The following is a 21,505-nucleotide window of genomic DNA, read 5'->3' as shown; positions in this document are numbered from 1 at the left end:
CCGGAAAATGGCAGGCTGGGTCGGGCGATCGCCGCTTGCGGAGGGATGCGGTACTATTACGTCCTGGAAACCGGCCGGTAAAGCAGTTCTCACGCTAACCGTTGTTTTCTCCATCCTTTTGCCTTGAAAGGAGAACCAGCCCGGTGGTGGGATTGTTCCCTCCACAAACTGCCACTAAGGGGCGGATTGATTGGAACTAATATTTACTCGACTGCCAGCAATTAGAATCCCATTTGGCGAAAGAATGGGTCGCCTTTGAGGGCGGGATGCAGAGCATGCATTTGCGGAAAGATTTTCTTGATTTCTTTATTCTTAGAGATTGCGAGAAGGGAAAGAACTTTCGGAAAGTAAATCTTCTGCGGGTAGCTGTCGTTTGACGCAGTCAAATATGACTTTTGAGACTGCGATATATTCGATTCGCTGCAAAGGTTGTCAAAATGATTGAAGACCGAGTACGCGTCTTCACTCTCTAACTTTCTGATTGCGTCATGAAACTTGCTCCAATCCGGTGTGTGGATAAAGCGCGGTGAAGTTCCAGCTGCGGCTCGACACAACCAGAAATCTTCCGCTATCTTTCCGATATTCGTTACGAGTAGTGTAGTAATCTCCTCTCTCGATAGGAATTTACTGGCGACAAAAATTGCGCCGTGAAGACCGACGCCGCCTCTTTGGGCTGCGATTTTACAAAATTTACGAACTAGTTGGATCAGGTTATCCGCCCGCCGAAATCTCGCGTGCAGGAGGTAGCCAGTTATATCAACGAATGAAGCGTCATCTACAAATACCCCACTGAATATAAAATTACTGATTTCAGAAAATGCGGCATTGTTGCTACTTGAGTAAGCAAGATACCGGAGTGCAGTCGATCTCATCGCAGGACTGTTTTTAATAAGCCAGATCAGATCGGCGTCCGGTATGTTACAGCCGCACTCATGCATCAGGCTGAAAATAAATTTATGAATCTTGGATCCGTTGTCTCTTCTGAATGGGGATTTCGCTCCCGGTTCTCCTTGGTCTTTCCGGTCAAGCCAAAGCTCGTAGGTTGAAGCGATCGAAACTTGAATGGTCTGAGATTTGTCGCCCTTCGCTATCGCATCCGCAAACACCGTCAATTCCGAGTTCTCTTCAACACAAAAGTGATCGAACGCTTCGGGCTGAGAGAGAATGCGCGTTTTGGAGGAGTTTAAGCGTAGTTGACGAGACTGAAGAGTCAGGTCCAAATCACGCACGATGGCCTTTGCCGCAGCCAACGTGTCAACGCCAATGTCCATGTCATCCATGAATCTCGCATAGTTCGAAACGGCTGAATTTTCACAGACTTTGTCAACTTCATACAGCATAGCGTTCGCTAGAACCCGCGTCGCCGTAGTCTCGATCTGAGGCATTCCAATTTGCGTCAGAGGCATGAAGTCAGGTGTCCAGGTCATACGATTTAAGACGTGGATCAAAAGATCTAATACTCCCTCCCGAATGTTGGCCAGAGAGGCGATTATGTTCCTAAGGTGCTGAAAATTAATGAAATCATAGAAATTTGCGACGTCGGTGATGACAATATAGTTATTTTCGTTTGCGAAGCCGAAAACCGCTTTTTGAAATCGCTTCCAACTTGCAAATGAGCCATACTGGTGGTCGCTCTGCTGAAAGCCTTTAACAAAATTTCCATCGTCTGGCTCAAAGAATGCTGCCTTGCTGGGTGCCTTCGATTTCAGTTCGAAGAAAATACTTCTGGAGAGTCGCTCTAAAACAAGCAAATCTCTGGGATGGACCAACGTCATTTGGCGGCATAAACCGCGAGATTTCTCCGCTAAAAACCTCTTTGGCTTTCTGACAATGTACTCTCCGGACAGAACCTCTCTCTGAATCTGAGAGATCAACCTCGTTAAATTGTCGTTATAGTCACGATACTCGATCGCATCGAATACAAGTTGTTTTCTAAGTTGATAGCGAACGCGCTTCTTCCATTCTTCGCGCATCAGCGGAGCAGAGAAGACATCTTTAAGGTCTTGTTGGAGGAACTGGAATTTGGGAGACTGCAAGAGGGCGGCTTTCAATCTGATTTGAACCCATGTCGCAACATTACCTACCTAAAGGCGATCGGCAAGCCGTCCGAGCCGATGCTTCCTCCCATTTACACGGTGGCCGGCCTGGCAATGAAAAGCTGAGTCTCTGTCGCCTTCCGCCGAAAAAATGGCAGGCTGGTAGGGCGATCGCCGCTCGCGGAGGGATGCGGTAGTATTACGTTCTGAAAACTGGTCGGCAAAGCAGTTCTCGCGGCAGCCGAAACGAAGGCCCGGCGCTCAGCCCCCGGCCCTCATCCTATCAGGCGGACATCCGCCTATCCTCACTGCGGGCAGGCCTCGCCGCCCGAGCCGGTATCCCCGGAACCGGCGGTGCAACCCGGCGTCGGCTTGAGATCGGGATTGACCCCGCCGGGATTGATCGTGCTGCGGCCGCTGTTGAGCTCGACGCCGCCATTGCCGCTCGTGCTGCCGGTCGCGCCGGGATCGGTGCCGACGGAACCGCTGCCCGCAGCGCCAGTGCCGGCGGATCCGGTGCCAGCCGAACCGCTGGAGCTTCCCGAGCCGCCGATAACAGGCGCCACCGAAAGCCGCCCGTTGGAATTCGCACCGCCTGCCGTCTGCGCCATAGCCGAGCCGGCAAAGCCGATGGAAAGGAGGGATATTGCGATGAGTTTGCAGGACATGATGTTCTCCGTGCTTGTTGCCTCAAGGGAAGAACCTGCTCGGCGGCGGCATGTTCCTGTCGCGGGTGCGGTTTTCACGGTCGTTTGATGGCAATAAAAGGGAGTCCCGGCGCTATCGCAAATGCTCTGCGGATGAGGCCGGCCAGGGCGCAAAACCCCGGGATCATTTGCTAGCCAACTTGAAAAACCGCCTCAAAGCGTCATGGAGAAGTAGAAGGGAGGACATGCCGATCATTCCGCCAACAAGGCAGATCAGGTAATACCTGCCAAACTCGACATGGCCAAATAACTCGGCCCCGCGCCGGCACTTTGCGTCAGTGCATGCGGGGATTTCGGCGAGGCCATAAGCCGCTATTGCAATGAGGGCCAGGCCTGCAAGCGCATAGCCTAACATCTTGAGGGTTGAAATCTGCGGGTCAGGTTTGCGTCTAATCTGGCGCGAGTAGAAGAAATAGATTGCCAGACATGCGGACGGAAGTGCCGTCGCGAGTGATGCCAACAGCATTGAAGCGGGCGTCCGCTCTACGAGGATCGACAAAACATTCGCATAAACATAAGCCAAAATAGGGACGCAAAGGATCGAGGTCTCCCAGCTTTTCGGGCCAGGTTTATAGAACTCTTGGAATACAAAGGTGAGGTGGGATGCCAGCGCGAAGAGCGCTGGAATCAGTGGGAATTCCCATCGTAAAATAAGCAATCTCAACAATATGAATCTACCTTAAAGAATGGCGTGATAGTAGAAATATAGCAGAGCGTATACGTGCTATGGCAAGCGTTGCAGCTCACCGCGTGAGCATGGAGGAGTAGCCCGGCGCAGTACCCCAAGAGAGCCTCATCCTGAGGTGCCCCGCAGGGGCCTCGAAGGGCGAGGCGGGCGCGCCGACAGCAGCCGCATGCAAGGAGCAACCTTGCGGCGTGTCCTTCGAGGCTCCGCCCTGCGGGCTGCACACCTCAGGATGAGGTCCGTCGGAGGATGCCGCACCAACGCCCAGGAACGACAACCCGAGGCGCCGCGGATGGCGTTGAGGCATCACCGCACCTCGGCGTGCCATCTCAAGAATCTACTGAAATCTGAAAGAACTGGTGCCGCTTGCAGGACTCGAACCTGCGACCCCATCATTACGAATGATGTGCTCTACCACCTGAGCTAAAGCGGCATTTCACGGCCGAAGCATGCGGCCCGCGATTTGCATGGCGCTGATACAGCCATTGTCCGAAGATTTCAAGCACCCTGTCATGGCTTTGGCAAAAAAGAGGGCAGGGGCGGCGAGAGCCGGTTCAGAGCGCCAGCCGGGCGCGCGCCGCCTTGTATTGGGCCTCCAGCCGGTCGACGAGTTTGGCCACCGGCTCGACGGCCTTGATGGCGCTGATGCCCTGGCCGCTGCCCCAGATGTCCTTCCAGGCCTTGGCGCCGCCGACCGCCTGTTCGAAATCCATCTTCGAGACGTCGGCAGCGGGCAGGTTGTCCGGGTCCATGCCGGCGGCCACGATCGACGGCTTGAGATAATTGCCATGCACGCCGGTGAAATAGTTGGAATAGACAATATCGCCGGCAGCCCCTTCGACGATCGCCTGCTTGTAGGCCTCGGTGGCGCGGGCCTCTTCGGTGGCGATGAAGGGCGAGCCGATATAGGCCATGTCGGCGCCCATCGCCTCTGCGGCGAGAATGGCGCCGCCGGTGGAAATCGCGCCGGCGAGCAGCAGCGGTCCGTCGAACCATTCGCGGATCTCCTGGATCAGCGCAAAGGGCGACAGCGTGCCGGCATGGCCGCCGGCCCCGGCCGCCACCGCGATCAGCCCGTCGGCCCCCTTGCGGATTGCCGAATGGGCGTGGCGGTTGTTGATAATGTCGTGCAGCACGATGCCGCCATAGGAATGCACGGCGGCATTGACCTCCGGCACGGCGCCGAGCGAGGAGATGACGATCGGCACCTTGTATTTGACGCAGAGCGACAGATCGTGCTCCAGCCGCTTGTTCGACATATGGACGATCTGATTGACGGCAAAGGGGGCAGCCGGCCTGTCGGGATGGGCGGCGTCGTGGCGGGCGAGCTCTTCGGTGATCTCGGCCAGCCATTCGTCGAGCTGGCTCTCCGGCCGGGCGTTCAGCGCTGGAAACGCGCCGATGACGCCCGCCTTGCATTGCGCCAGCGTCAGCTTGGGATGCGAGATGATGAACAGCGGCGAGCCGATGACCGGCAGTCTCAATTTGTCGCTGAGGATCGGGGGCAGGGCCATGGTTTGTGCATCCATTGACGTTTACGAAAACGTCAATCTCTTAACAGAGAAGAAAAGGCGATAAAAGAGCGGCTGCCACGCCTTCGTCGATTTCTGCCGGAATATAAGCGGCCGACAGAGCCAATGGAATAAGGTCCGCAAGCGGCGAAACCTGGCGATTATCCCCGCCGATCCGCTGCAGCCGGGCCTGCAAGGCTTGCGGTTTGCCGCACTTGCCGCTACCGAATTTTGATGGAGAACGGCGGGGATTGCAGTCCGATGCCGGGTTCAAGGTGAAGGACTTGAAGTGAGCGGATTAGAAACGGCCATCAGAACAGCGCTCGATAATTCCGATCGCGACAATCCGGAGGTTCGAGCGAGGATCTATCAGTCGGCCCGCCAGGCGCTTGAAGCCGGCCTGCGCAAGCAGGATATTACCGATACCGAGGTCGTTGCCCATCATCGCCATCGCCTGGAAAGCACCATCCACGCCATCGAAAGCGAGGAGCGCGACCGCCTTCACCCGCGCCAGAGGCCGCCTGAGGTGCCAGTGCCGCCCGTCGTCGAAATGCCGGCGCCGCCGGTTCATCAAGCGGATGCGGGTGATATCGACAACCAGATCGACAGCCCCGTGGCCGCAGGCGAAACCCGCGCTCCCGAGGTAGCCCATAGCCGCGGCGACGATTTCAGCCTCGACAACGTGCGTGCCGGCAGTGCCGACCATCTCGCCGCCGCCCCCGTTGGCGAGGAGCGGCTTGGCCGTGGCCAGCGCGCCACCGACATGGATTTCCGTCCGGAGCGGGCGGCAGGCCGCCGCAAGCCGCGCAAGTTCTTTTCCAGGCTTCTCGTCTGGTGCGTCCTGCTCGCCTTCATCGGTATCGGCGCCTGGTGGGCGCATACGTCGGGCCTGTTGCTGACGGCCGCCGAGCGCGACACCAGCGTCGCCAATCCGCCGGCGAGCACCCAGCCCGAGGATTTCACCGGCAATGACGACAGCGCCGGAAATGCGGCCCCTCACACCGACGAGCCGGTGACCATCGATCCGCAGAACAGCTTTTCCGCCGATTGGATCCCCGTCTTCAAGCCCGATGACGCCGACAAGGTCCAGAGCGGCCCGCGGGCGCGCACCGAAAAGATCGCCGAGAATGACGGCCCCGCCGTCCGCCTGATTTCGCAAAGTGGTGCCGCCGACGGCAATATCTCGATCAGCGTTCCCGCCTCGGTGCTGCAGCAGCTTGCCGGCAAATCCTCGACCATCGCACTGACGCTGCAATCCACAAGCGACGAGCCGACGCAGGTTACCGTCGAATGCAATTTCCAGTCGCTCGGCAATTGCGCCCGCCATCGCTTCAACGTCACCCGCGAAAAGTCGGATGCGCTGCTGCAGGTGAAGTTCGACCGTTCGCTGGCGCCGAATGCGCCGGGCACGCTGACGATCAACAGCGATCTCGACGGCAAGGCGCGCGGCATCAACCTCTTCGCCATCCGCATCCTGCCGGGGCAATAATGTGGAATTGCCACCTTTTATTTTACGCGATCCTCACGCAAAACCGCTGGCTCATTTGGTGAAATTCTTCCGGGCGTCTCGCCTCTTGCTCATCTCGCCCCCCACTCTCCGTCATACTCGGGCTTGACCCGAGTATCCATGCCGCAAGCGCTTCGCTTGAATTTGTTGGGCGGCGGTCGCCTCAGTTCAACAGAAATGAAGTGCTCACCCGCATGGGTCCTCGGGTCAAGCCCGAGGACGACGGAGGGTGGGGAGCCTGTGTGGCAAGTAGCGCGAGCGCGCGGTGATTTTGTGCCAGCCTCGGCGAAGCCAATGGCCCGGCTTTTATTTCAGGAATCCGGGTCCTGAACCGATGATCTCCTTGTCGACTTCGCCGAGCGCCTTCTCGTCCTTGCCGTCATAATCCATCCTGTTCAGCATGTGGCGGATGAGTTCGAGGCGCGTCCGCCGTTTGTCGTTGGCGCGGATCACCGTCCAGGGCGCGAAATCCGTATGGGTTTCCTTCAGCATCCGGTCGCGCTTTTCGCTGTAGTCGCCCCATTTCGTCAGCGCGGCGATGTCCATCGACGAGAGCTTCCAGACTTTCAGCGGATCGTGCCTGCGGTCGTGGAAGCGCTTCAGCTGCATTTCGCGGCCGATATCGAGATAGAATTTGAAGAAGAAGATACCCTCATGGGCGATGATCTTTTCGAGCTGCGGCGCCTGTTTGAGAAAATCCTCATATTGCTGCGGCGTGCAGAAGCCCATGACCGGCTCGACGCCGGCGCGGTTGTACCAGGAGCGGTCGAACAGCACGAACTCGCCTGCGGTCGGGAACTGCGCGACATAACGCTGGAAATACCATTGCCCCTGTTCGCGCTCGGTCGGCTTGGTCAGCGCCACGACGCGCGCAAGGCGGGGGTTCATATTCTCCGAGGAGGCCGAGATCGCCCCGCCCTTGCCGGCCGCATCGCGGCCTTCGAACAGCGCCATCACCCGCTTGCCGGATGCCTGCAGCCAGAACTGTACCTTGACGAGTTCTACCTGCAGCTTTTCCAATTGCTCCACATAGTCCTCTTCCTTCAGCTTCTTCTTGTGAGGAAAGTCGCCGGATTCCAGCGCGTGTTCGTCCACCCAGTCCGGCAGGATGGGATCGTCGACATCGAAGGTGCGGTTCTTTCCGCGGATCTCCAGCTCCACGGCCCTGTTTTCGACGGTCTCGGCCATATGCTCCTCCTTAAGCCCGATCGGTTCTTTCTCGCAGGCGAACATATTTACCGTTGGAAATCAAATCTTTCGCATTCGCCGATATTTTTTCGTGGGTTTCGGCTGCGGCCTTTCGCATCAGAGCGGCAGCCCGAAAACTTCTGTCATGAATTGCCGCTATCAGGCAGAGTTCAATATTAACAAAAACGAATCGACGCCGCGAGGACACTTGCAAGACGAAACTCCGTGGAGAAAGAGCCTGTTGGCGCGCATCCGGCGCGAGCGGCCGGTGCTGCTGGCGGCGATCCTCAGCGCGCTCGCCGCGCTTGCCGCCGGCATGAACAAGTGGGTTGTGCTTGGCCTCCTGCTGATCATGATCGTCACCGCGCTTTTCAACGAGGCGCCCGTCATCAAGGACGAACCCGCCGAGCCGGTGGAGATTGCGCCGGAGGCGCCGCCAAGCCGCCTGCCTGAAGTGTCCGCCACGCTCTCCGGCCTCGATATCCCGGTCATGGTGCTGTCGGACGACGCCTCGGTGCTGTTCCAGAACCGGGCGGCTGAAAAGGCCTTCGGCGAGGTGGCGCTCGGCGCCCATATATCGGCCCGCCTGCGCTCGCCCGGCGTGCTCGATATGGTGCGAGAAACCATCGCCACCAACGCGCCGAACCAGATCGAGCATGCCGAGCGGCTGCCCTCCGAGCGCGTCTATATCGTCCGCAGCGCGCCCGTCGAATTTTCGGCCGAAGAGGGCGCGCGAGAGCGCTACTTCATCCTTTCCTTCCGCGATATTTCAGAGGTCCGCCGCATCGACCGCATGCGGTCGGATTTCGTCGCCAATGCCAGCCATGAGCTGCGCACGCCGCTTGCCTCGCTGCGCGGCTTCATCGAGACGATCCAGGGACCGGCGAAGAACGATCTCAAGGCGCAGGCGCGTTTTCTCGCCATCATGTTCGATCAGACGACGCGCATGAGCAGGCTGGTCGACGACCTGCTGTCGCTGTCGCGGCTGGAGCTGAAATCGCACATCGCGCCGGATGAAAAGATCGACCTGGTGCCGCTGCTCGGCCATGTCAGAGATGCGCTGGTGCCGCTGGCAAGCGATGTCGGCGTCGACATCAACCTGCATTTGCCCGACGGCAAGGTCGAGGTTCTGGGAGACCGCGACGAGCTTGTCCAGGTGTTCGAGAACCTGATGGAAAACGCCTGCAAATACGGCCAGGAGGGCAAGACCGTCGATGTCTGGCTGAAGAACGGCGCCGGCCAGCCGGTCGAGGTCAGCATCATCGACCAGGGCCCGGGCATTCCGGCCGAGCATGTGCCGCGCCTGACCGAGCGCTTCTATCGCGTCAGCATCGAGGACAGCCGATCGAAAAAAGGCACCGGCCTCGGCCTTGCCATCGTCAAGCACATCCTCACTCGCCACAGGGCACGGCTGATCGTCAAGTCCGAGGTCGGCAAGGGCACCGATTTTACGGTGCGCTTCTGACGTGTCCTATGCGAGGTCTGCGAGGGGCGGAGAGGTTGCGGGTCCCGTCTCCCCGAGGGGAGAAGAGGGAGTCGAGAGGTAGCGGCACGTGCCCTTCGCCCGTTTGCGGGCGTCCGGCAACCGACAGGCCGCTTATGAAAAATTTTGCAATGCCAGGTCGAGTATGCGGTCCAACTTTGCCGGCCACCGACGTGATTGGCTGAATGCTGTATAATTTATGATTTAATATCAACTACTTAATCTGTCACAAATGTTTCACCGATTTGACATAAAAGGACGAGGCTTACAGCGCTAAGAGAGTCCCGCCGATGAAAAAAGGCACTGCGAGGGCCTCTCGAAAGGCCGCACTCACACAAGCCCAAATGCCGGGAGATTTCTAATGAACACCTTCAAGCTCACCGTTGCCGCGCTCGCTGCAACCGCCGCTTTCGCTGGCGCTGCCGTCGCCCGCGACCAGATTCAGGTTGCTGGTTCGTCCACCGTCCTGCCTTACGCAAAGATCGTTGCCGAGTCCTTCGGTGAAACCTTCACCAACTTCAAGACGCCGGTCGTTGAATCCGGCGGCACGGGCGCTGGTCTGAAGGAATTCTGCAAGGGCGTTGGCGAAGACACCATCGACATTGCCAACGCTTCGCGTCCGATCAACAAGAACGAAGCCGAAGCCTGCAAGGCTGCCGGCGTGACGGACATTCAGGAAGTCAAGATCGGTTATGACGGCATCGTCTTCGCAACCGACGCTTCCAACCCGGATGTCGCCTACGTTCCCGCAGACATCTACAAGGCCCTCGCAGCCCAGGTCGTCGTCGACGGCAAGCTCGTCGCCAACCCCTACAAGAAGTGGTCGGAAGTCAACCCGAAGCTTCCGGCTGTTGATATCGCTGCCTATATCCCGGGCGAAAAACACGGCACCCGCGAAGTCTTCGAACAGAACGTCCTCGCTGCCGGCTGCAAAGCCTCTGGCGCACTCGACGTGATCGCCAAGGAAATCGCCGACAAGGCCGCTCAGGGCAAGGCCTGCGTCGCAGTCCGCAAGGACGGCGCTGCTGTCGACATCGACGGCGACTATCCGGAAACGCTCGCCCGCATCGCCGCCAACAAGACCGGCGTCGGCGTATTCGGCCTGTCCTTCTATGAAAACAATGCTGACAAGCTCAAGGTTGCCAGCATGAGCGGTATCGTTCCCTCCACGGAAACGATCGCCAACGGCACCTACCCGGTTTCCCGCCCGCTGTTCTTCTACGTCAAGAAGGCACATCTCGGCGCCGTTCCGGGCCTGAAGGAATACGTCAACTTCTTCGTATCCGACCAGATGATCGGCCCCGACAGCCCGCTCGTCGAATACGGCCTCGTTGCCGCTCCGGATGCCGAGCGTGACGCGATCCGCAAGGACGTCGAAGCCGGTAAATCCATGTAATGACTTTGCCGGCGCGGCGCTGCAAAGCCGCGCCGGCATTGCCTTATCCCTTTGCGCGCCGGCGTTTCCGGTGCTGCAGGGTTGAATTCATTCCGCATGATTGGAAGCTGAAGGCAGGCTGATGAAGCTGCCGGGCTTTGGGGGCTACGGGCCTGGGGACGTAACGAATGAGCACATCCATCATACTTTTGTGCCTTGTGGTGATCGGCGCCGCCGCCTATCTGGTCGCGCGCAGCCGGGCCTCAGCACTTGCCGGAGGCCGGTCCTCCGCATTGCATTCACGGCCGGCCTATTACGGCGCCTATGCGGCGATCTGGGCGGTTCTTCCCGCCCTCATCGTCCTTTGCGTCTGGCTCTCGGTTAGCCCGGGCATCATCCAGTCCTCGGTTCGAAGCCACTTCCCTGACGACGTCAAGGCGCAAGCCGGTGTCGAGCAGGATCTCGGCTATTCGATGGTGGCGACGGTCGCCCGCGGCCTGACGATGCTGAGCGCGGATGAAACCGCAGCGGTCGCCGGCGATCCGGCCGCCCTGCAGGCCAAGCTCAGCGAAAAGGGCGTGCCGCTTGCCGGCCAGCCGCTGCCTTACATGCTCGATGCCGCCAAGACGCTCAACGCCATGAGCATGACGAGCCGCCTTTCCATGACGGCGGTGGTCTTCATTCTCGCCATTGCCGGCGCCTTCTATGCACTGCGCGCCATCGCGCCGCGCTTCCGCGCCCGCAATCGGGTCGAGCGCGTCATGCTTTGGGGCCTGCTGCTCGCCTCGTCGATCGCCATCCTGACGACGATCGGCATCGTATTCTCCATGCTGTCGGAAGCCGCCCGCTTCTTTGCCGCCGTTCCCGCCGCCGACTTCTTCTTCGGCACTGTCTGGGATCCGCGTTTTGCCGGCGCCGGCAGCTCGTCCTTCGGCCAGTTCGGCCTGATCCCGCTGCTGCTCGGCACGCTTTATATCGGCTTGGTCGCCATGCTGGTCGCCGTTCCGGTCGGCCTCTTCGCCGCCATCTACATGGCCGAATACGCCTCGCCGAAACTGCGCGGGGTCGCCAAGCCGCTGCTTGAAGTGCTCGCCGGCATTCCGACGATCGTCTACGGCTTCTTTGCGCTCGTCACCGTCGGTCCGTTCCTGCGCGATTTCTCCGCTCAGATCAGCGGCCTGCTCTCCGGCAACTACACCAACTTCATTCAGGCGCAGAGCGTTCTGACCGCCGGCATCGTCATGGGCATCATGCTGATCCCCTACGTCTCCTCGCTGTCGGACGACATCATCACCGCCGTGCCGCGGACGCTGCGTGATGGTTCGCTCGGTCTTGGCGCTACACGCTCCGAAACCATCAAGAAAGTGGTCTTGCCCGCGGCTCTTCCCGGCATCGTCGGCGCGCTTCTGATGACCGCCTCGCGCGCCATCGGCGAAACCATGATCGTCGTGCTGGCCGCCGGTGTCGCCGCCCGCATCCAGATCAACCCCTTCGAGCCGATGACGACGGTGACCGTCAAGATCGTCAATCAGCTGACGGGCGACCTCGAGTTCACCTCGCCCCAGACGCTGGTTGCCTTTGCCCTTGGCATCACGCTGTTCTGCATCACGCTTTGCCTCAACATTTATGCGCTCTACATCGTGCGCAAATACCGGGAGCAGTACGAATGACGGATATTGTTTCCTCGCAATCAGGCGTCACCGTCTCCAAGGCGCCAGCCCGCCGCGATATCGGCATCAAGCGCCGCTACGCCGCCGAGCGCCGGTTCCAGGCCTACGGCATCGCCGCCATCGCCTTCGGCCTGATCTTCCTGTTCATCCTGCTGTGGACGGTGATCGGCAAGGGCTACACCGCCTTCCAGCAGACGGCGATCACTCTGCCGATCGAATTCACCGAGAAGACGATCGACCCTGGCAATAAGCGTGCGACCGACCCTTCGGTGCTGATCGCCGCCAACTACCCGGTTCTGCTGCGCGATGCGATCGTCAAGCAGCTGAATATCAACGCCTCGAGCAAGCCTGACGTGCGGGACGCAGCCGCCATGCTTTCCAAGGGCGCGCCGATCCAGCTGCGCGACATGGTCGTTGCCGATCCGTCGCTCATCGGCAAGACGGTCAATGTCACCGTGCTCGCCGACGCCAATGTCGATAGCGCCAACAAGGGCCAGATCGACCTTTCGGTCGATGAGAAGAACCGCAAGGTCAACGACAAGCAGGTTGGCTGGATGAACGAGCTGAAGGCGAGCGGCGCTCTCCACAAGCAGTTCAACACCGGCCTCTTCGTCAACGGCAATTCCAGCCGTCCGGAGGCTGCAGGCCTTGGTGTCGCCCTCATCGGCTCGCTCTACCTGATGCTGATCGTGCTGGTGCTGGCGCTGCCGATCGGCGTCGCCGCCTCGATCTATCTCGAGGAGTTTGCGCCGAAGAACCGGCTGACGGATCTGATCGAGGTCAACATCAACAACCTCGCCGCCGTCCCTTCGATCGTCTACGGTCTGCTCGGCCTTTCCGTCTTCATCAACTTCGTCGGCCTGCCGCGTTCGGCCTCGCTGGTCGGCGGCCTGGTGCTGACGCTGATGACCCTGCCGACGATCATCATCGCGACGCGCGCGGCACTGCGCGCCGTGCCGCCGTCGATCCGCGCCGCAGCGCTTGGCCTCGGCGCCTCGAAGATGCAGATGGTGTTCCACCATGTTCTGCCGCTCGCCATGCCCGGCATCCTTACCGGCACGATCATCGGCCTGGCGCACGCGCTCGGCGAAACCGCGCCGCTGCTCCTGATCGGCATGGTCGCCTTCGTCGCCAATGCGCCGACGACACCGCTCGATCCCTCGACTGCCCTGCCGGTGCAGGTCTATATGTGGGCGAACGAGGCCGAACGTGCCTTCGTCGAGCGTACTTCGGGTGCCATCATCGTCCTGCTCCTGTTCCTGATCGTCATGAACATGGGCGCCATCCTCTTGCGTCGTCGCTTCGAGCGCCGCTGGTAAACGGAGTTACAGATCATGAACATGTTGACGGAAGCTGCAGTTGAAAAGGCGCTGGATCAGAAGATGAGCAACGTCCCCTATAAGATGATCGGCCAGGATGTCTCGGTTTACTACGGTGAAAAGCGCGCGCTTTTTGACGTGAACCTGAACATTCGCGAAAACACCGTAACTGCGCTGATCGGCCCGTCGGGCTGCGGCAAGTCGACCTTCCTGCGGAGCCTGAACCGCATGAACGACACGATCGACGGCTGCCGGGTCACCGGCAAGATCACCCTCGACACCGACGATATCTATGATCCGGATATCGACGTCGTCGAACTTCGCGCCCGCGTCGGCATGGTCTTCCAGAAGCCGAACCCGTTCCCGAAGACGATCTACGAAAACGTCTCCTACGGCCCGCGCATCCATGGCCTGGCCAAGTCGAAGGCCGATCTCGACCAGATCGTCGAGACCAGCCTGCAGCGCGCCGGCCTCTGGAACGAGGTCAAGGACCGCGTGCATGAATCCGGCACCGGCCTGTCGGGCGGCCAGCAGCAGCGCCTCTGCATTGCCCGTGCCGTCGCCGTCAGCCCCGAAGTCATTCTGATGGACGAGCCCTGCTCGGCGCTCGACCCGATCGCCACCGCCAAGGTCGAGGAACTGATCCACGAGCTGCGCGAGAACTATACGATCGTCATCGTCACCCACTCCATGCAGCAGGCCGCGCGCGTCTCGCAGCGCACCGCCATGTTCCACCTCGGCAATCTCGTCGAGGAGAACGACACCGACAAGATGTTCACCAATCCCGACGATCCGCGCACCCAGGACTACATCATGGGTCGCTTCGGCTGATTTTGGCGACACCGAGCCTTCCCGTTATTCGAGGATAAAGCCCCATGGCATCGACACATATTTATTCTGCCTATGATGATGATCTGAAGTTCCTGTCCAGGCGGATTTCCGAAATGGGCGGCCTGGCCGAGCAGATGGTCGCCGAATCCGTCCGGGCGCTGGTCAACGGGGATACTGCGCTCGCCCAGAAGGTTATTTCCGACGACGTGATCCTCGATCACGCCGAGCGCGAAATCGGCGACAAGGCGATCGTCACCATCGCCCGCCGCCAGCCGATGGCCGCGGACCTGCGCGAAATCATGGGTTCGATCCGCATCGCCGCCGATCTCGAACGCGTCGGCGACCTTGGCAAGAACACCGCCAAGCGCGTCATCGCCGTGCAGAGCACCGGGGTTCCCCGCAAGCTCGCCCGCGGCCTCGAGCATCTGTCCGAGCTGGCGCTCGTCCAGCTCAAGGAAGTGCTTGACGTCTACACGACACGCGCCGCCGACAAGGCGAGTGCGATCCGCGAGCGCGACAACGAGATCGACGCGATGTACACCTCGCTGTTCCGCGAGCTCTTGACCTACATGATGGAAGATCCGCGCAACATCACCAGCTGCACGCATCTGCTCTTCTGCGCCAAGAACATCGAGCGCATCGGCGACCACGCCACCAACATCGCCGAGACGATCTATTACATGGCAACCGGCGCGCAGCCGGAAGGCGACCGTCCGAAGGATGACAGCGCCAACACCGTCGGCGCGGTCACGGAATAACCGCGCACCAGCCTATTGCGTGCGCGCCCATGTGGGGCGCGCAAAGAGGTCGCAGCCATTTTTCTGATTTTGCGCAGGATGCATTGCTTAAATCACCCCCGGTTTAAGGATCATGCGCGAGGAGACCAACACGCATGATCCCGAGAGTTGCAGTTGTTGAAGACGAAGAAGCCCTGAGCGTGCTTCTTCGCTACAATCTCGAAGCTGAGGGCTTCGAGGTCGATACCATCCTTCGTGGCGACGAGGCCGAAATCAGGCTTCAGGAGCGCACGCCTGACCTTCTCATCCTCGACTGGATGCTGCCCGGCGTCTCCGGCATCGAGCTTTGCCGGCGCCTGCGCATGCGGCCGGAAACCGAGCGCCTGCCGATCATCATGCTGACGGCGCGCGGCGAAGAGAGCGAGCGCGTCCGCGGGCTTTCGACAGGGGCCGACGATTACGTCGTCAAGCCTTTCTCGACCCCGGAACTCGTCGCCCGCGTCAAGGCGATGCTGCGCCGCGCCCGCCCCGAGGTGCTGTCGACCGTGCTGAAATGCGGCGATATCGAACTCGACCGCGAAACCCATCGCGTCCACCGCAAGAGCCGCGAAGTCCGCCTCGGCCCGACCGAATTCCGCCTGCTGGAATTCCTGATGTCGTCGCCCGGCCGGGTCTTCTCCCGCTCGCAGCTGCTCGACGGCGTCTGGGGCCACGACATCTATGTCGACGAACGCACCGTCGACGTCCATGTCGGCCGCCTGCGCAAGGCGCTGAACTTCTCCAACATGCAGGACGTCATCCGCACCGTCCGCGGCGCCGGTTATTCGATGGAAGCCTGAGGGGATTCTGACAAAGTCGAGCAAGCTCCGCCCCTCACCCTAACCGACCGGGGTCGAGCCACACGTCTCGACCCGTCCTTCGGACCCCCGTAAACGGGGCGAGGGGACGTGCCCTACGAGACGTTGGAGAGGACCGGGAGGTTGCGGCATATCCCCTTCGCCCCGCAAGCGGGGAGAAGGTGCCGGCAGGCGGATGAGGGGCAGCCACACCCAACACACTCACACAAAAAAACGGGCCTTTCAGCCCGTTTTCGCATGTCGACAATGTCTTACCCGCTCAGCTCGCCCGGGCCGCCGCCCGGCGTCGTTCGTTGACCGGCTGGTAGGCGAGTTTCTGATGGTAGCCGCAATAGGGCGAATTGTCGGGGGACTCGCAGCCGCAGAAATGGAAGTCGTCCTTCAGCGGATCGCCGACCGGCCACTTGCAGGTGCGTTCGGTCAGTTCCGTCAGGCCGAGGCGGCGCGAGATCGGCACGACCACGTTGCCCTTCGGCACGTATTCCATTTCCTCGACCGTTTCGATCTCGATCTCTTCCTTCAGCATCGTCGCGCCCTGCTGGCGGGTGACGGTGCGGGTGGTGATCCGCGAGGCGTAGTTCGGTGCGCGCGGCGCCGATGTCGTGCGTTTCGGCGTGCGCGCCGTGGCGGCCGTGCCGCCGGCCTTGGCGCGGCCGGGAAGGCTCAGCCGGTGAACCTTGCCGATCACAGCGTTTCTGCTGACACCGCCAAGTTGCGCCGCGATCTGGCTGGCGCTCAGTCCTTCGGCCCAGAGCTTCTTGAGTTTCTCGACCCGCTCGTCTGTCCAGTTCATGCCCTGTCTCCACCTTTTGCGTTGGTGATGGCAGAATCCCTCACCGTTGTCCCGGAAGCCTCCGAAACAAGAAACGCTTGATCAATTTTGGTGACTAGTTCCGCCGCATGCAGTCTAGTAATTGAACTTTAACCTAGTGTGAGCCTGACTCCGTGACAAGAGTCGCATGAATCCGGATGAATCGAATTCGGAGTTTTCCCCAACTTGCTGCCGCTGCGTGGCATTTCTGCAATATTGCCTGTTGAAGGTCGAAAACACCGCTGTACAAGCTTGCTGCATGCGCTAAGGGCGCAGTTTTGTTGACATTGCAGCGCGAAAAGGAAATAGTACCGCTGGCCGCCGCAAGGCGGCATTTTTGATTTTTCGGGCCTGGTTTTCTTAGCCGGAGTCCTGTGTTTGACAACGTTGATCGGGAGACCCGCGCCATGGCTGAAGCCGCGCCGCTTTATGACACCTATTCTCGTGCCCCGCTGCGGTTCGAGCGAGGCGAGGGCGTATGGCTGATCACCGAAGGCGGCGAGCGATATCTCGATTTCGGCGCCGGCGTCGCCGTCACCTCGGTCGGCCATAGCAACCCGCATGTGGTCGCCGCGCTGAAGGAACAGGCCGACAAGGTCTGGCACCTCTCCAACATCTATGAGATCCCCGGCCAGGAGCGCCTGGCCAAGCGGCTGACGGAAGCGACCTTCGCCGACAAGGTGTTCTTCACCAATTCGGGCGCCGAGGCGCTCGAATGCGCGATCAAGACGGCGCGCCGCTACCAGTTTTCCAAGGGCCATCCCGAGCGCTTCCATATCATCACCTTCGAAGGCGCCTTCCACGGCCGGACGCTGGCGACCATCGCCGCCGGCGGCCAGGAGAAATATCTCGAAGGTTTCGGCCCCAAGGCGCCGGGCTTCGATCAGGTGGCCTTCGGTGATATCGACGCCGTCCGTGCCGCCATCACCGACGCGACGGCCGCAATCCTCATCGAGCCGGTGCAGGGCGAGGGCGGCGTGCGCCCGGCCACGCCTGAGTTCATGAAGGCGCTGCGCCAGATCTGCGACGAAAACGGCCTGCTGCTGATCCTCGACGAGGTTCAGACCGGCGTCGGCCGCACCGGCAAGCTTTTTGCCCATGAATGGTCGGGCATCACCCCCGATATCATGGCTGTCGCCAAGGGCATCGGCGGCGGTTTCCCGCTCGGCGCCTGCCTTGCCACGTCTGAGGCCGCCTCCGGCATGAAGGCCGGCACGCACGGCTCGACCTATGGCGGCAATCCGCTCGCCATGGCCGTCGGCGGTGCCGTGCTCGACATCATCCTCGCCGATGGCTTCCTCCAACAGGTGCGCGACGTGGCACTCGTCTTCCGCCAGGGACTGGCCTCGCTGAAGGACCGCTATCCCGATGTGATCGAGGATATCAGAGGCGAGGGGCTGCTGCTCGGCGTCAAGGCGGCCGTTCCTTCAGCCGACCTGCTGCAGGCGATCCGCGCCGCGCATCTGCTCGGCGTGCCCGCCGGCGACAACGTCATCCGCCTTCTTCCGCCCCTCGTCGTCACCGCCGAGGAAGCCCGCGAGGGCCTTGCCCGCATCGAGCGCGCCGCCGAGAGCATCCGCGCCTCCAAGGTCAAGAAGACGGCTTGAAAGGATTGCGCCCGCGGGCGCACGACAGGTAAGAACATGGCTCCTAAACATTTCCTCGACCTTTCGGCGGTCACCTCAGCCGACCTCAGAACCATCATGAACGATGCGCTCGCCCGCAAACAGGCATTCAAGGCCGGCAAGGGCGACAAGCCGCTCGCCGGCAAGATGCTGGCGATGATCTTCGAAAAGCCGTCGACCCGCACCCGCGTCTCCTTCGATGTCGGCATGCGCCAGCTCGGCGGCGAAACGCTGTTCCTCTCCGGCACCGAGATGCAGCTCGGCCGCGCCGAGACGATCGGCGACACCGCCAAGGTGCTGTCGCGTTATGTCGATGCGATCATGATCCGCACCACCGAGCATTCCAGGCTGAAGGAGCTTGCCGAACATGCGACCGTGCCGGTGATCAATGCGCTGACGGATGACACCCATCCCTGCCAGATCATGGCCGATATCATGACCTTCGAAGAGCATCGCGGCCCGATCAAGGGCAAGACCATCGCCTGGACCGGCGACGGCAACAATGTGCTGCATTCGCTGGTCGAAGGGGCGGCGCGCTTCGGCTATCGCATGAACATGGCCGTGCCCCTTGGCTCGGAGCCCAAGGATCACTATCTGAACTGGGCCCGCAATGAGGGCGCCGAAATCATGCTCTGCCATGATGCCGACCGTGCGGTCGACGGCGTCGATTGCGTGGTGACCGATACCTGGGTCTCCATGAATCAGGAACATCGGGCCCGGGGTCACAACGTCTTCCAGCCTTATCAGGTCAACGCGGCCTTGATGGCCAAGGCCGGCAGCGATGCATTGTTCATGCATTGCCTGCCCGCGCATCGCGGCGAGGAAGTGACGGACGAGGTGATCGACGGCCCGCAATCCGTGGTCTTCGATGAGGCGGAAAACCGTCTTCATGCGCAGAAGTCGATTCTTGCTTGGTGCCTGGGCGCGATCTGAACCATAATCGGACGCCGCGTGTGAAAACGCGCGGCCGCGCGAGCGAAGGGCACCCTGTCCTTTCGCTTGAAAACTAGGAGTGAATCCATGGCAGAAGCTGCAGCCGCCCTCGGCCAGTTCGATTTCGCCGGCGATGACCATGTCGTCCCCTTCCAGGTGGAGGGTCTGGATGTGCGCGGCCGCGCCGTCCAGCTCGGCCCGATGCTCGACGCGATCCTCGAGCGTCATCATTACCCCGCACCCGTCGCCCGGCTGCTTGCCGAAGTCGTGGTGCTGACGGTGCTGCTCGGCACCTCGCTGAAATTCGACGGCAAATTCACCGTGCAGACTAAGGGCGACGGCCCGGTCGATCTTCTCGTCGCCGATTTCTCGACGCCGGAAAACGTCCGTGCCTATGCCCGTTTCGATCAGGCGCTGCTCAACAAAGCCATCGCCGCAGGCGAAACCGAGCCCGAGCAGCTGCTCGGCCGGGGCGTGCTCGCCTTCACCATCGATCAGGGCAAGTTCGGCCAGCCCTATCAGGGCATCGTTGAACTCGACGGCACCTCGCTTGAGGACATCGCCGGCGTCTATTTCCGCCAGTCGGAGCAGATCCCGACGCGTGTGCGGCTGGCCGCCGCCGAACTCTTCGACCGCGACGATGCCGGCAAACCGCGCCATCGCTGGCGGGCAGGCGGCCTTGTCGCCCAGTTCCTGCCTGAGGCGCCGGAGCGCATGCGCCAGCCCGACCTCCACGGCGGTGATGGCGATAACGGCAACCGCCCGCATGGCGAGGACGACGCATGGACCGAAGCCCGATCGCTTGTGGAGACCATCGACGCCGATGAATTGACCGACCCGCTGGTTGGCACCGAGCGGCTGCTGTTTCGCCTGTTCCACGAACGCGGCGTCCGCGTCTACGAACCGCGGGCGGTCTTCGACCGCTGCAGCTGTTCGCGCGACAAGATCAAGGGCGTGCTGAAAGGCTTCACCGCCGAGGAGATCGAGGCCAGCCAGGAAGATGGCGAAATCGCAGTCACCTGCGAATTCTGCTCGACCACCTACCGCTTCGAGCCGGCCGAACTTCAGCCGGCCGAATAGGCTGGGTTGAGCAGGCACAGAACAAATACAAAAGATTAGCGATGATGCAGCACGGTGACTCGACTTTCGGTAGTCACTGTGCACCTATTATCTCAACTGGTTCTTGGGGGACGGGGCCTCAATGCGTCTTTTGTATCTTGTACTTGCATGCATCGCTGCGATACCGCGAATTGCCTTGGCCGGTGACCAGGCCATCCAATGGAAAGAGGTCGGCGGCTGGAGCGTGGCTCTCGACCCGACCTTAGGCAATGGCTGCTTCGTGCTGACGTCCTTTGATGACGGCACCATTTTCCGTCTCGGCTTCAATTACACAAAAAAGGAAAGCCCTTTTTACATTCTGCTCGGAAATTCAAACTGGAAATCCTTGGAAAGCGGCAAGCAATATCCCGTCGAACTCTCTTTGGACCGTTCGAAATGGACGGCCCAGGCGACCGGCCTGGATATTGATGGCCTCAAATCACTATGGATCGATTTCAAGGATGCCGGCTTGGTTGAGGAGTTCGCGCGTAAACTGAGTTTTCGCGCCAGCTTTAACGGAAAAGAGATCGTCGCCCTCAGTTTGAAAAATTCCGTGAAGGCAACGGATGAGCTGCTCGCCTGCCAAAAGGCGGTCAACGCTGCCGTTGCGCAAAAGCCAGCGCCACCACAATCAAAAGACCCGTTCGAAGCCAATCCAGGCACCCAGGCCTCGGATCCTTTTGACCTTTAGTCGATTGTTGACTGGTCAAGCCTGAGGATCCACGGCCGGGGGGTACGGCGTCCATGTTGGTGCTGACTGGAAGGCTGGAGCCGGCCGCATCCACGCGCAGTGCTTGCCGCATGGGTCCTCGGGTCAAGCCCGAGGACGACGGAGGCTGGGGCGAAACCAGCGGCAAGAAGCGGGACGTCTCGGAAAAACAAAGAGCTCAAGCGCGTCGCATGAATCAAGTTTGACGCGACGCGCTTTAGAAGCAGGTAAAGCAAACCCCACGTCCAACAAAACCGCTGCACATTTTTGATGAATTTGCTCCCGGCCGCTTGCCTCTTGCCGGTCGTTCTCCCCACCCTCCGTCGTCCTCGGGCTTGACCCCATACGCGCTAACTTAGTCTTGACGGTGATGGTCGCGAGTGATTCATCTTGGTCATGAGCGATTCGTTGCAAGCATTGGAT

The 21,505-nt window shown here is 60.5% G+C and carries 19 protein-coding genes and 1 tRNA gene; 12 read left to right on the top strand and 8 right to left on the bottom strand.

Annotated features, from left to right (window positions below; genetic code table 11):
* Positions 1–221: 221 nt before the first annotated feature.
* The 6 genes from FHX14_RS31720 to FHX14_RS31695 form a co-directional block, all read right to left on the bottom strand.
* On the bottom strand, positions 222–2,051 hold the full coding sequence (locus tag FHX14_RS31720) for an RNA-directed DNA polymerase (protein ID WP_184381036.1): 1,830 nt from the start codon (positions 2,049–2,051) through the stop codon (positions 222–224).
* 290 nt (positions 2,052–2,341) lie between these two features.
* A complete protein-coding gene (locus FHX14_RS31715; RefSeq protein ID WP_184381034.1) occupies positions 2,342–2,704 on the bottom strand; it encodes a hypothetical protein in 363 nt (120 codons plus the stop codon).
* A 163-nt stretch (positions 2,705–2,867) separates the two neighbouring features.
* On the bottom strand, positions 2,868–3,410 hold the full coding sequence (locus FHX14_RS31710) for a hypothetical protein (protein WP_184381032.1): 543 nt from the start codon (positions 3,408–3,410) through the stop codon (positions 2,868–2,870).
* 375 nt (positions 3,411–3,785) lie between these two features.
* Positions 3,786–3,861 (bottom strand) — tRNA-Thr (locus FHX14_RS31705).
* A gap of 121 nt (positions 3,862–3,982) precedes the next feature.
* Complete coding sequence (locus tag FHX14_RS31700) at positions 3,983–4,942, bottom strand: nitronate monooxygenase family protein (protein ID WP_184381029.1); 960 nt, start codon at positions 4,940–4,942, stop codon at positions 3,983–3,985.
* Between the two features lie 40 nt (positions 4,943–4,982).
* A complete protein-coding gene (locus FHX14_RS31695) occupies positions 4,983–5,213 on the bottom strand; it encodes a hypothetical protein (protein WP_184381028.1) in 231 nt (76 codons plus the stop codon).
* 15 nt (positions 5,214–5,228) lie between these two features.
* On the opposite strand from FHX14_RS31695, the gene FHX14_RS31690 reads away from it, so the two are divergent.
* Positions 5,229–6,428 (top strand): regulator, encoded by a 1,200-nt coding sequence (locus FHX14_RS31690; RefSeq protein ID WP_184381026.1) that lies wholly within the window; start codon positions 5,229–5,231, stop codon positions 6,426–6,428.
* Positions 6,429–6,752: 324 nt separating this feature from the next.
* On the opposite strand, the gene ppk2 is transcribed toward FHX14_RS31690, so the two are convergent.
* Positions 6,753–7,634, bottom strand: coding sequence for a polyphosphate kinase 2 (ppk2, locus tag FHX14_RS31685; protein WP_184381024.1), 882 nt, complete (start codon positions 7,632–7,634; stop codon positions 6,753–6,755).
* 241 nt (positions 7,635–7,875) lie between these two features.
* Between ppk2 and phoR the strand changes: the two genes are divergently transcribed.
* From phoR to phoB, 7 genes are all read left to right on the top strand, one after another.
* Positions 7,876–9,099: a phosphate regulon sensor histidine kinase PhoR gene (gene phoR / locus FHX14_RS31680; protein WP_184381022.1), complete on the top strand. Its 1,224-nt coding sequence runs from the start codon at positions 7,876–7,878 to the stop codon at positions 9,097–9,099.
* Positions 9,100–9,478: 379 nt separating this feature from the next.
* The gene (locus tag FHX14_RS31675) at positions 9,479–10,513 is read left to right on the top strand and encodes a substrate-binding domain-containing protein (RefSeq protein WP_184381020.1); all 1,035 of its coding nucleotides are present in this window, start codon (positions 9,479–9,481) and stop codon (positions 10,511–10,513) included.
* A 167-nt stretch (positions 10,514–10,680) separates the two neighbouring features.
* A complete protein-coding gene (pstC, locus tag FHX14_RS31670; protein WP_184381018.1) occupies positions 10,681–12,162 on the top strand; it encodes a phosphate ABC transporter permease subunit PstC in 1,482 nt (493 codons plus the stop codon).
* Complete coding sequence (gene pstA, locus FHX14_RS31665; RefSeq protein ID WP_184381016.1) at positions 12,159–13,481, top strand: phosphate ABC transporter permease PstA; 1,323 nt, start codon at positions 12,159–12,161, stop codon at positions 13,479–13,481. The genes pstC and pstA overlap by 4 nt, the downstream gene beginning before the upstream one ends.
* A 15-nt stretch (positions 13,482–13,496) precedes the next feature.
* On the top strand, positions 13,497–14,312 hold the full coding sequence (pstB, locus tag FHX14_RS31660; protein ID WP_003588779.1) for a phosphate ABC transporter ATP-binding protein PstB: 816 nt from the start codon (positions 13,497–13,499) through the stop codon (positions 14,310–14,312).
* 44 nt (positions 14,313–14,356) lie between these two features.
* The gene (gene phoU, locus FHX14_RS31655; RefSeq protein WP_003570614.1) at positions 14,357–15,070 is read left to right on the top strand and encodes a phosphate signaling complex protein PhoU; all 714 of its coding nucleotides are present in this window, start codon (positions 14,357–14,359) and stop codon (positions 15,068–15,070) included.
* Between the two features lie 134 nt (positions 15,071–15,204).
* Complete coding sequence (gene phoB / locus FHX14_RS31650) at positions 15,205–15,888, top strand: phosphate regulon transcriptional regulator PhoB (protein WP_003570612.1); 684 nt, start codon at positions 15,205–15,207, stop codon at positions 15,886–15,888.
* Between the two features lie 277 nt (positions 15,889–16,165).
* Here the strand turns inward: phoB and FHX14_RS31645 are convergent, their stop codons facing one another.
* Positions 16,166–16,699 (bottom strand): GcrA family cell cycle regulator, encoded by a 534-nt coding sequence (locus tag FHX14_RS31645; protein ID WP_184381014.1) that lies wholly within the window; start codon positions 16,697–16,699, stop codon positions 16,166–16,168.
* 425 nt (positions 16,700–17,124) lie between these two features.
* On the opposite strand from FHX14_RS31645, the gene FHX14_RS31640 reads away from it, so the two are divergent.
* From FHX14_RS31640 to FHX14_RS31625, 4 genes are all read left to right on the top strand, one after another.
* Complete coding sequence (locus FHX14_RS31640; RefSeq protein ID WP_184381012.1) at positions 17,125–18,324, top strand: aspartate aminotransferase family protein; 1,200 nt, start codon at positions 17,125–17,127, stop codon at positions 18,322–18,324.
* A 36-nt stretch (positions 18,325–18,360) separates the two neighbouring features.
* Positions 18,361–19,275, top strand: coding sequence for an ornithine carbamoyltransferase (gene argF, locus FHX14_RS31635; RefSeq protein ID WP_003588772.1), 915 nt, complete (start codon positions 18,361–18,363; stop codon positions 19,273–19,275).
* A gap of 87 nt (positions 19,276–19,362) precedes the next feature.
* Entirely contained in the window at positions 19,363–20,355 is a 993-nt protein-coding gene (locus tag FHX14_RS31630) for an Hsp33 family molecular chaperone (RefSeq protein ID WP_003588771.1), read from the top strand.
* 121 nt (positions 20,356–20,476) lie between these two features.
* The gene (locus tag FHX14_RS31625) at positions 20,477–21,064 is read left to right on the top strand and encodes a hypothetical protein (protein WP_179613675.1); all 588 of its coding nucleotides are present in this window, start codon (positions 20,477–20,479) and stop codon (positions 21,062–21,064) included.
* Positions 21,065–21,505 lie beyond the last annotated feature (441 nt).

This window comes from Rhizobium sp. BK619 (assembly GCF_014195245.1).
In the GTDB taxonomy this organism is placed as follows: domain Bacteria; phylum Pseudomonadota; class Alphaproteobacteria; order Rhizobiales; family Rhizobiaceae; genus Rhizobium; species Rhizobium acidisoli.
The sequence above is the reverse complement of the archived record's forward strand: the minus strand, read 5'-3'. Positions and strand labels throughout refer to the sequence as shown.

Excerpts from the sequence above, each read along its gene's own strand:
- FHX14_RS31700 (WP_184381029.1), bottom strand. The coding sequence starts at position 4,942 with ATGGCCCTGCCCCCGATCCTCAGCGACAAATTGAGACTGCCGGTCATC.
- pstB (WP_003588779.1), top strand. The coding sequence starts at position 13,497 with ATGAACATGTTGACGGAAGCTGCAGTTGAAAAGGCGCTGGATCAGAAG.
- pstA (WP_184381016.1), top strand. The coding sequence starts at position 12,159 with ATGACGGATATTGTTTCCTCGCAATCAGGCGTCACCGTCTCCAAGGCG.
- pstC (WP_184381018.1), top strand. The coding sequence starts at position 10,681 with ATGAGCACATCCATCATACTTTTGTGCCTTGTGGTGATCGGCGCCGCC.
- FHX14_RS31715 (WP_184381034.1), bottom strand. The coding sequence starts at position 2,704 with ATGTCCTGCAAACTCATCGCAATATCCCTCCTTTCCATCGGCTTTGCC.
- FHX14_RS31645 (WP_184381014.1), bottom strand. The coding sequence starts at position 16,699 with ATGAACTGGACAGACGAGCGGGTCGAGAAACTCAAGAAGCTCTGGGCC.
- phoU (WP_003570614.1), top strand. The coding sequence starts at position 14,357 with ATGGCATCGACACATATTTATTCTGCCTATGATGATGATCTGAAGTTC.
- ppk2 (WP_184381024.1), bottom strand. The coding sequence starts at position 7,634 with ATGGCCGAGACCGTCGAAAACAGGGCCGTGGAGCTGGAGATCCGCGGA.
- FHX14_RS31675 (WP_184381020.1), top strand. The coding sequence starts at position 9,479 with ATGAACACCTTCAAGCTCACCGTTGCCGCGCTCGCTGCAACCGCCGCT.
- FHX14_RS31625 (WP_179613675.1), top strand. The coding sequence starts at position 20,477 with ATGCGTCTTTTGTATCTTGTACTTGCATGCATCGCTGCGATACCGCGA.
- FHX14_RS31630 (WP_003588771.1), top strand. The coding sequence starts at position 19,363 with ATGGCAGAAGCTGCAGCCGCCCTCGGCCAGTTCGATTTCGCCGGCGAT.
- phoB (WP_003570612.1), top strand. The coding sequence starts at position 15,205 with ATGATCCCGAGAGTTGCAGTTGTTGAAGACGAAGAAGCCCTGAGCGTG.
- argF (WP_003588772.1), top strand. The coding sequence starts at position 18,361 with ATGGCTCCTAAACATTTCCTCGACCTTTCGGCGGTCACCTCAGCCGAC.
- FHX14_RS31640 (WP_184381012.1), top strand. The coding sequence starts at position 17,125 with ATGGCTGAAGCCGCGCCGCTTTATGACACCTATTCTCGTGCCCCGCTG.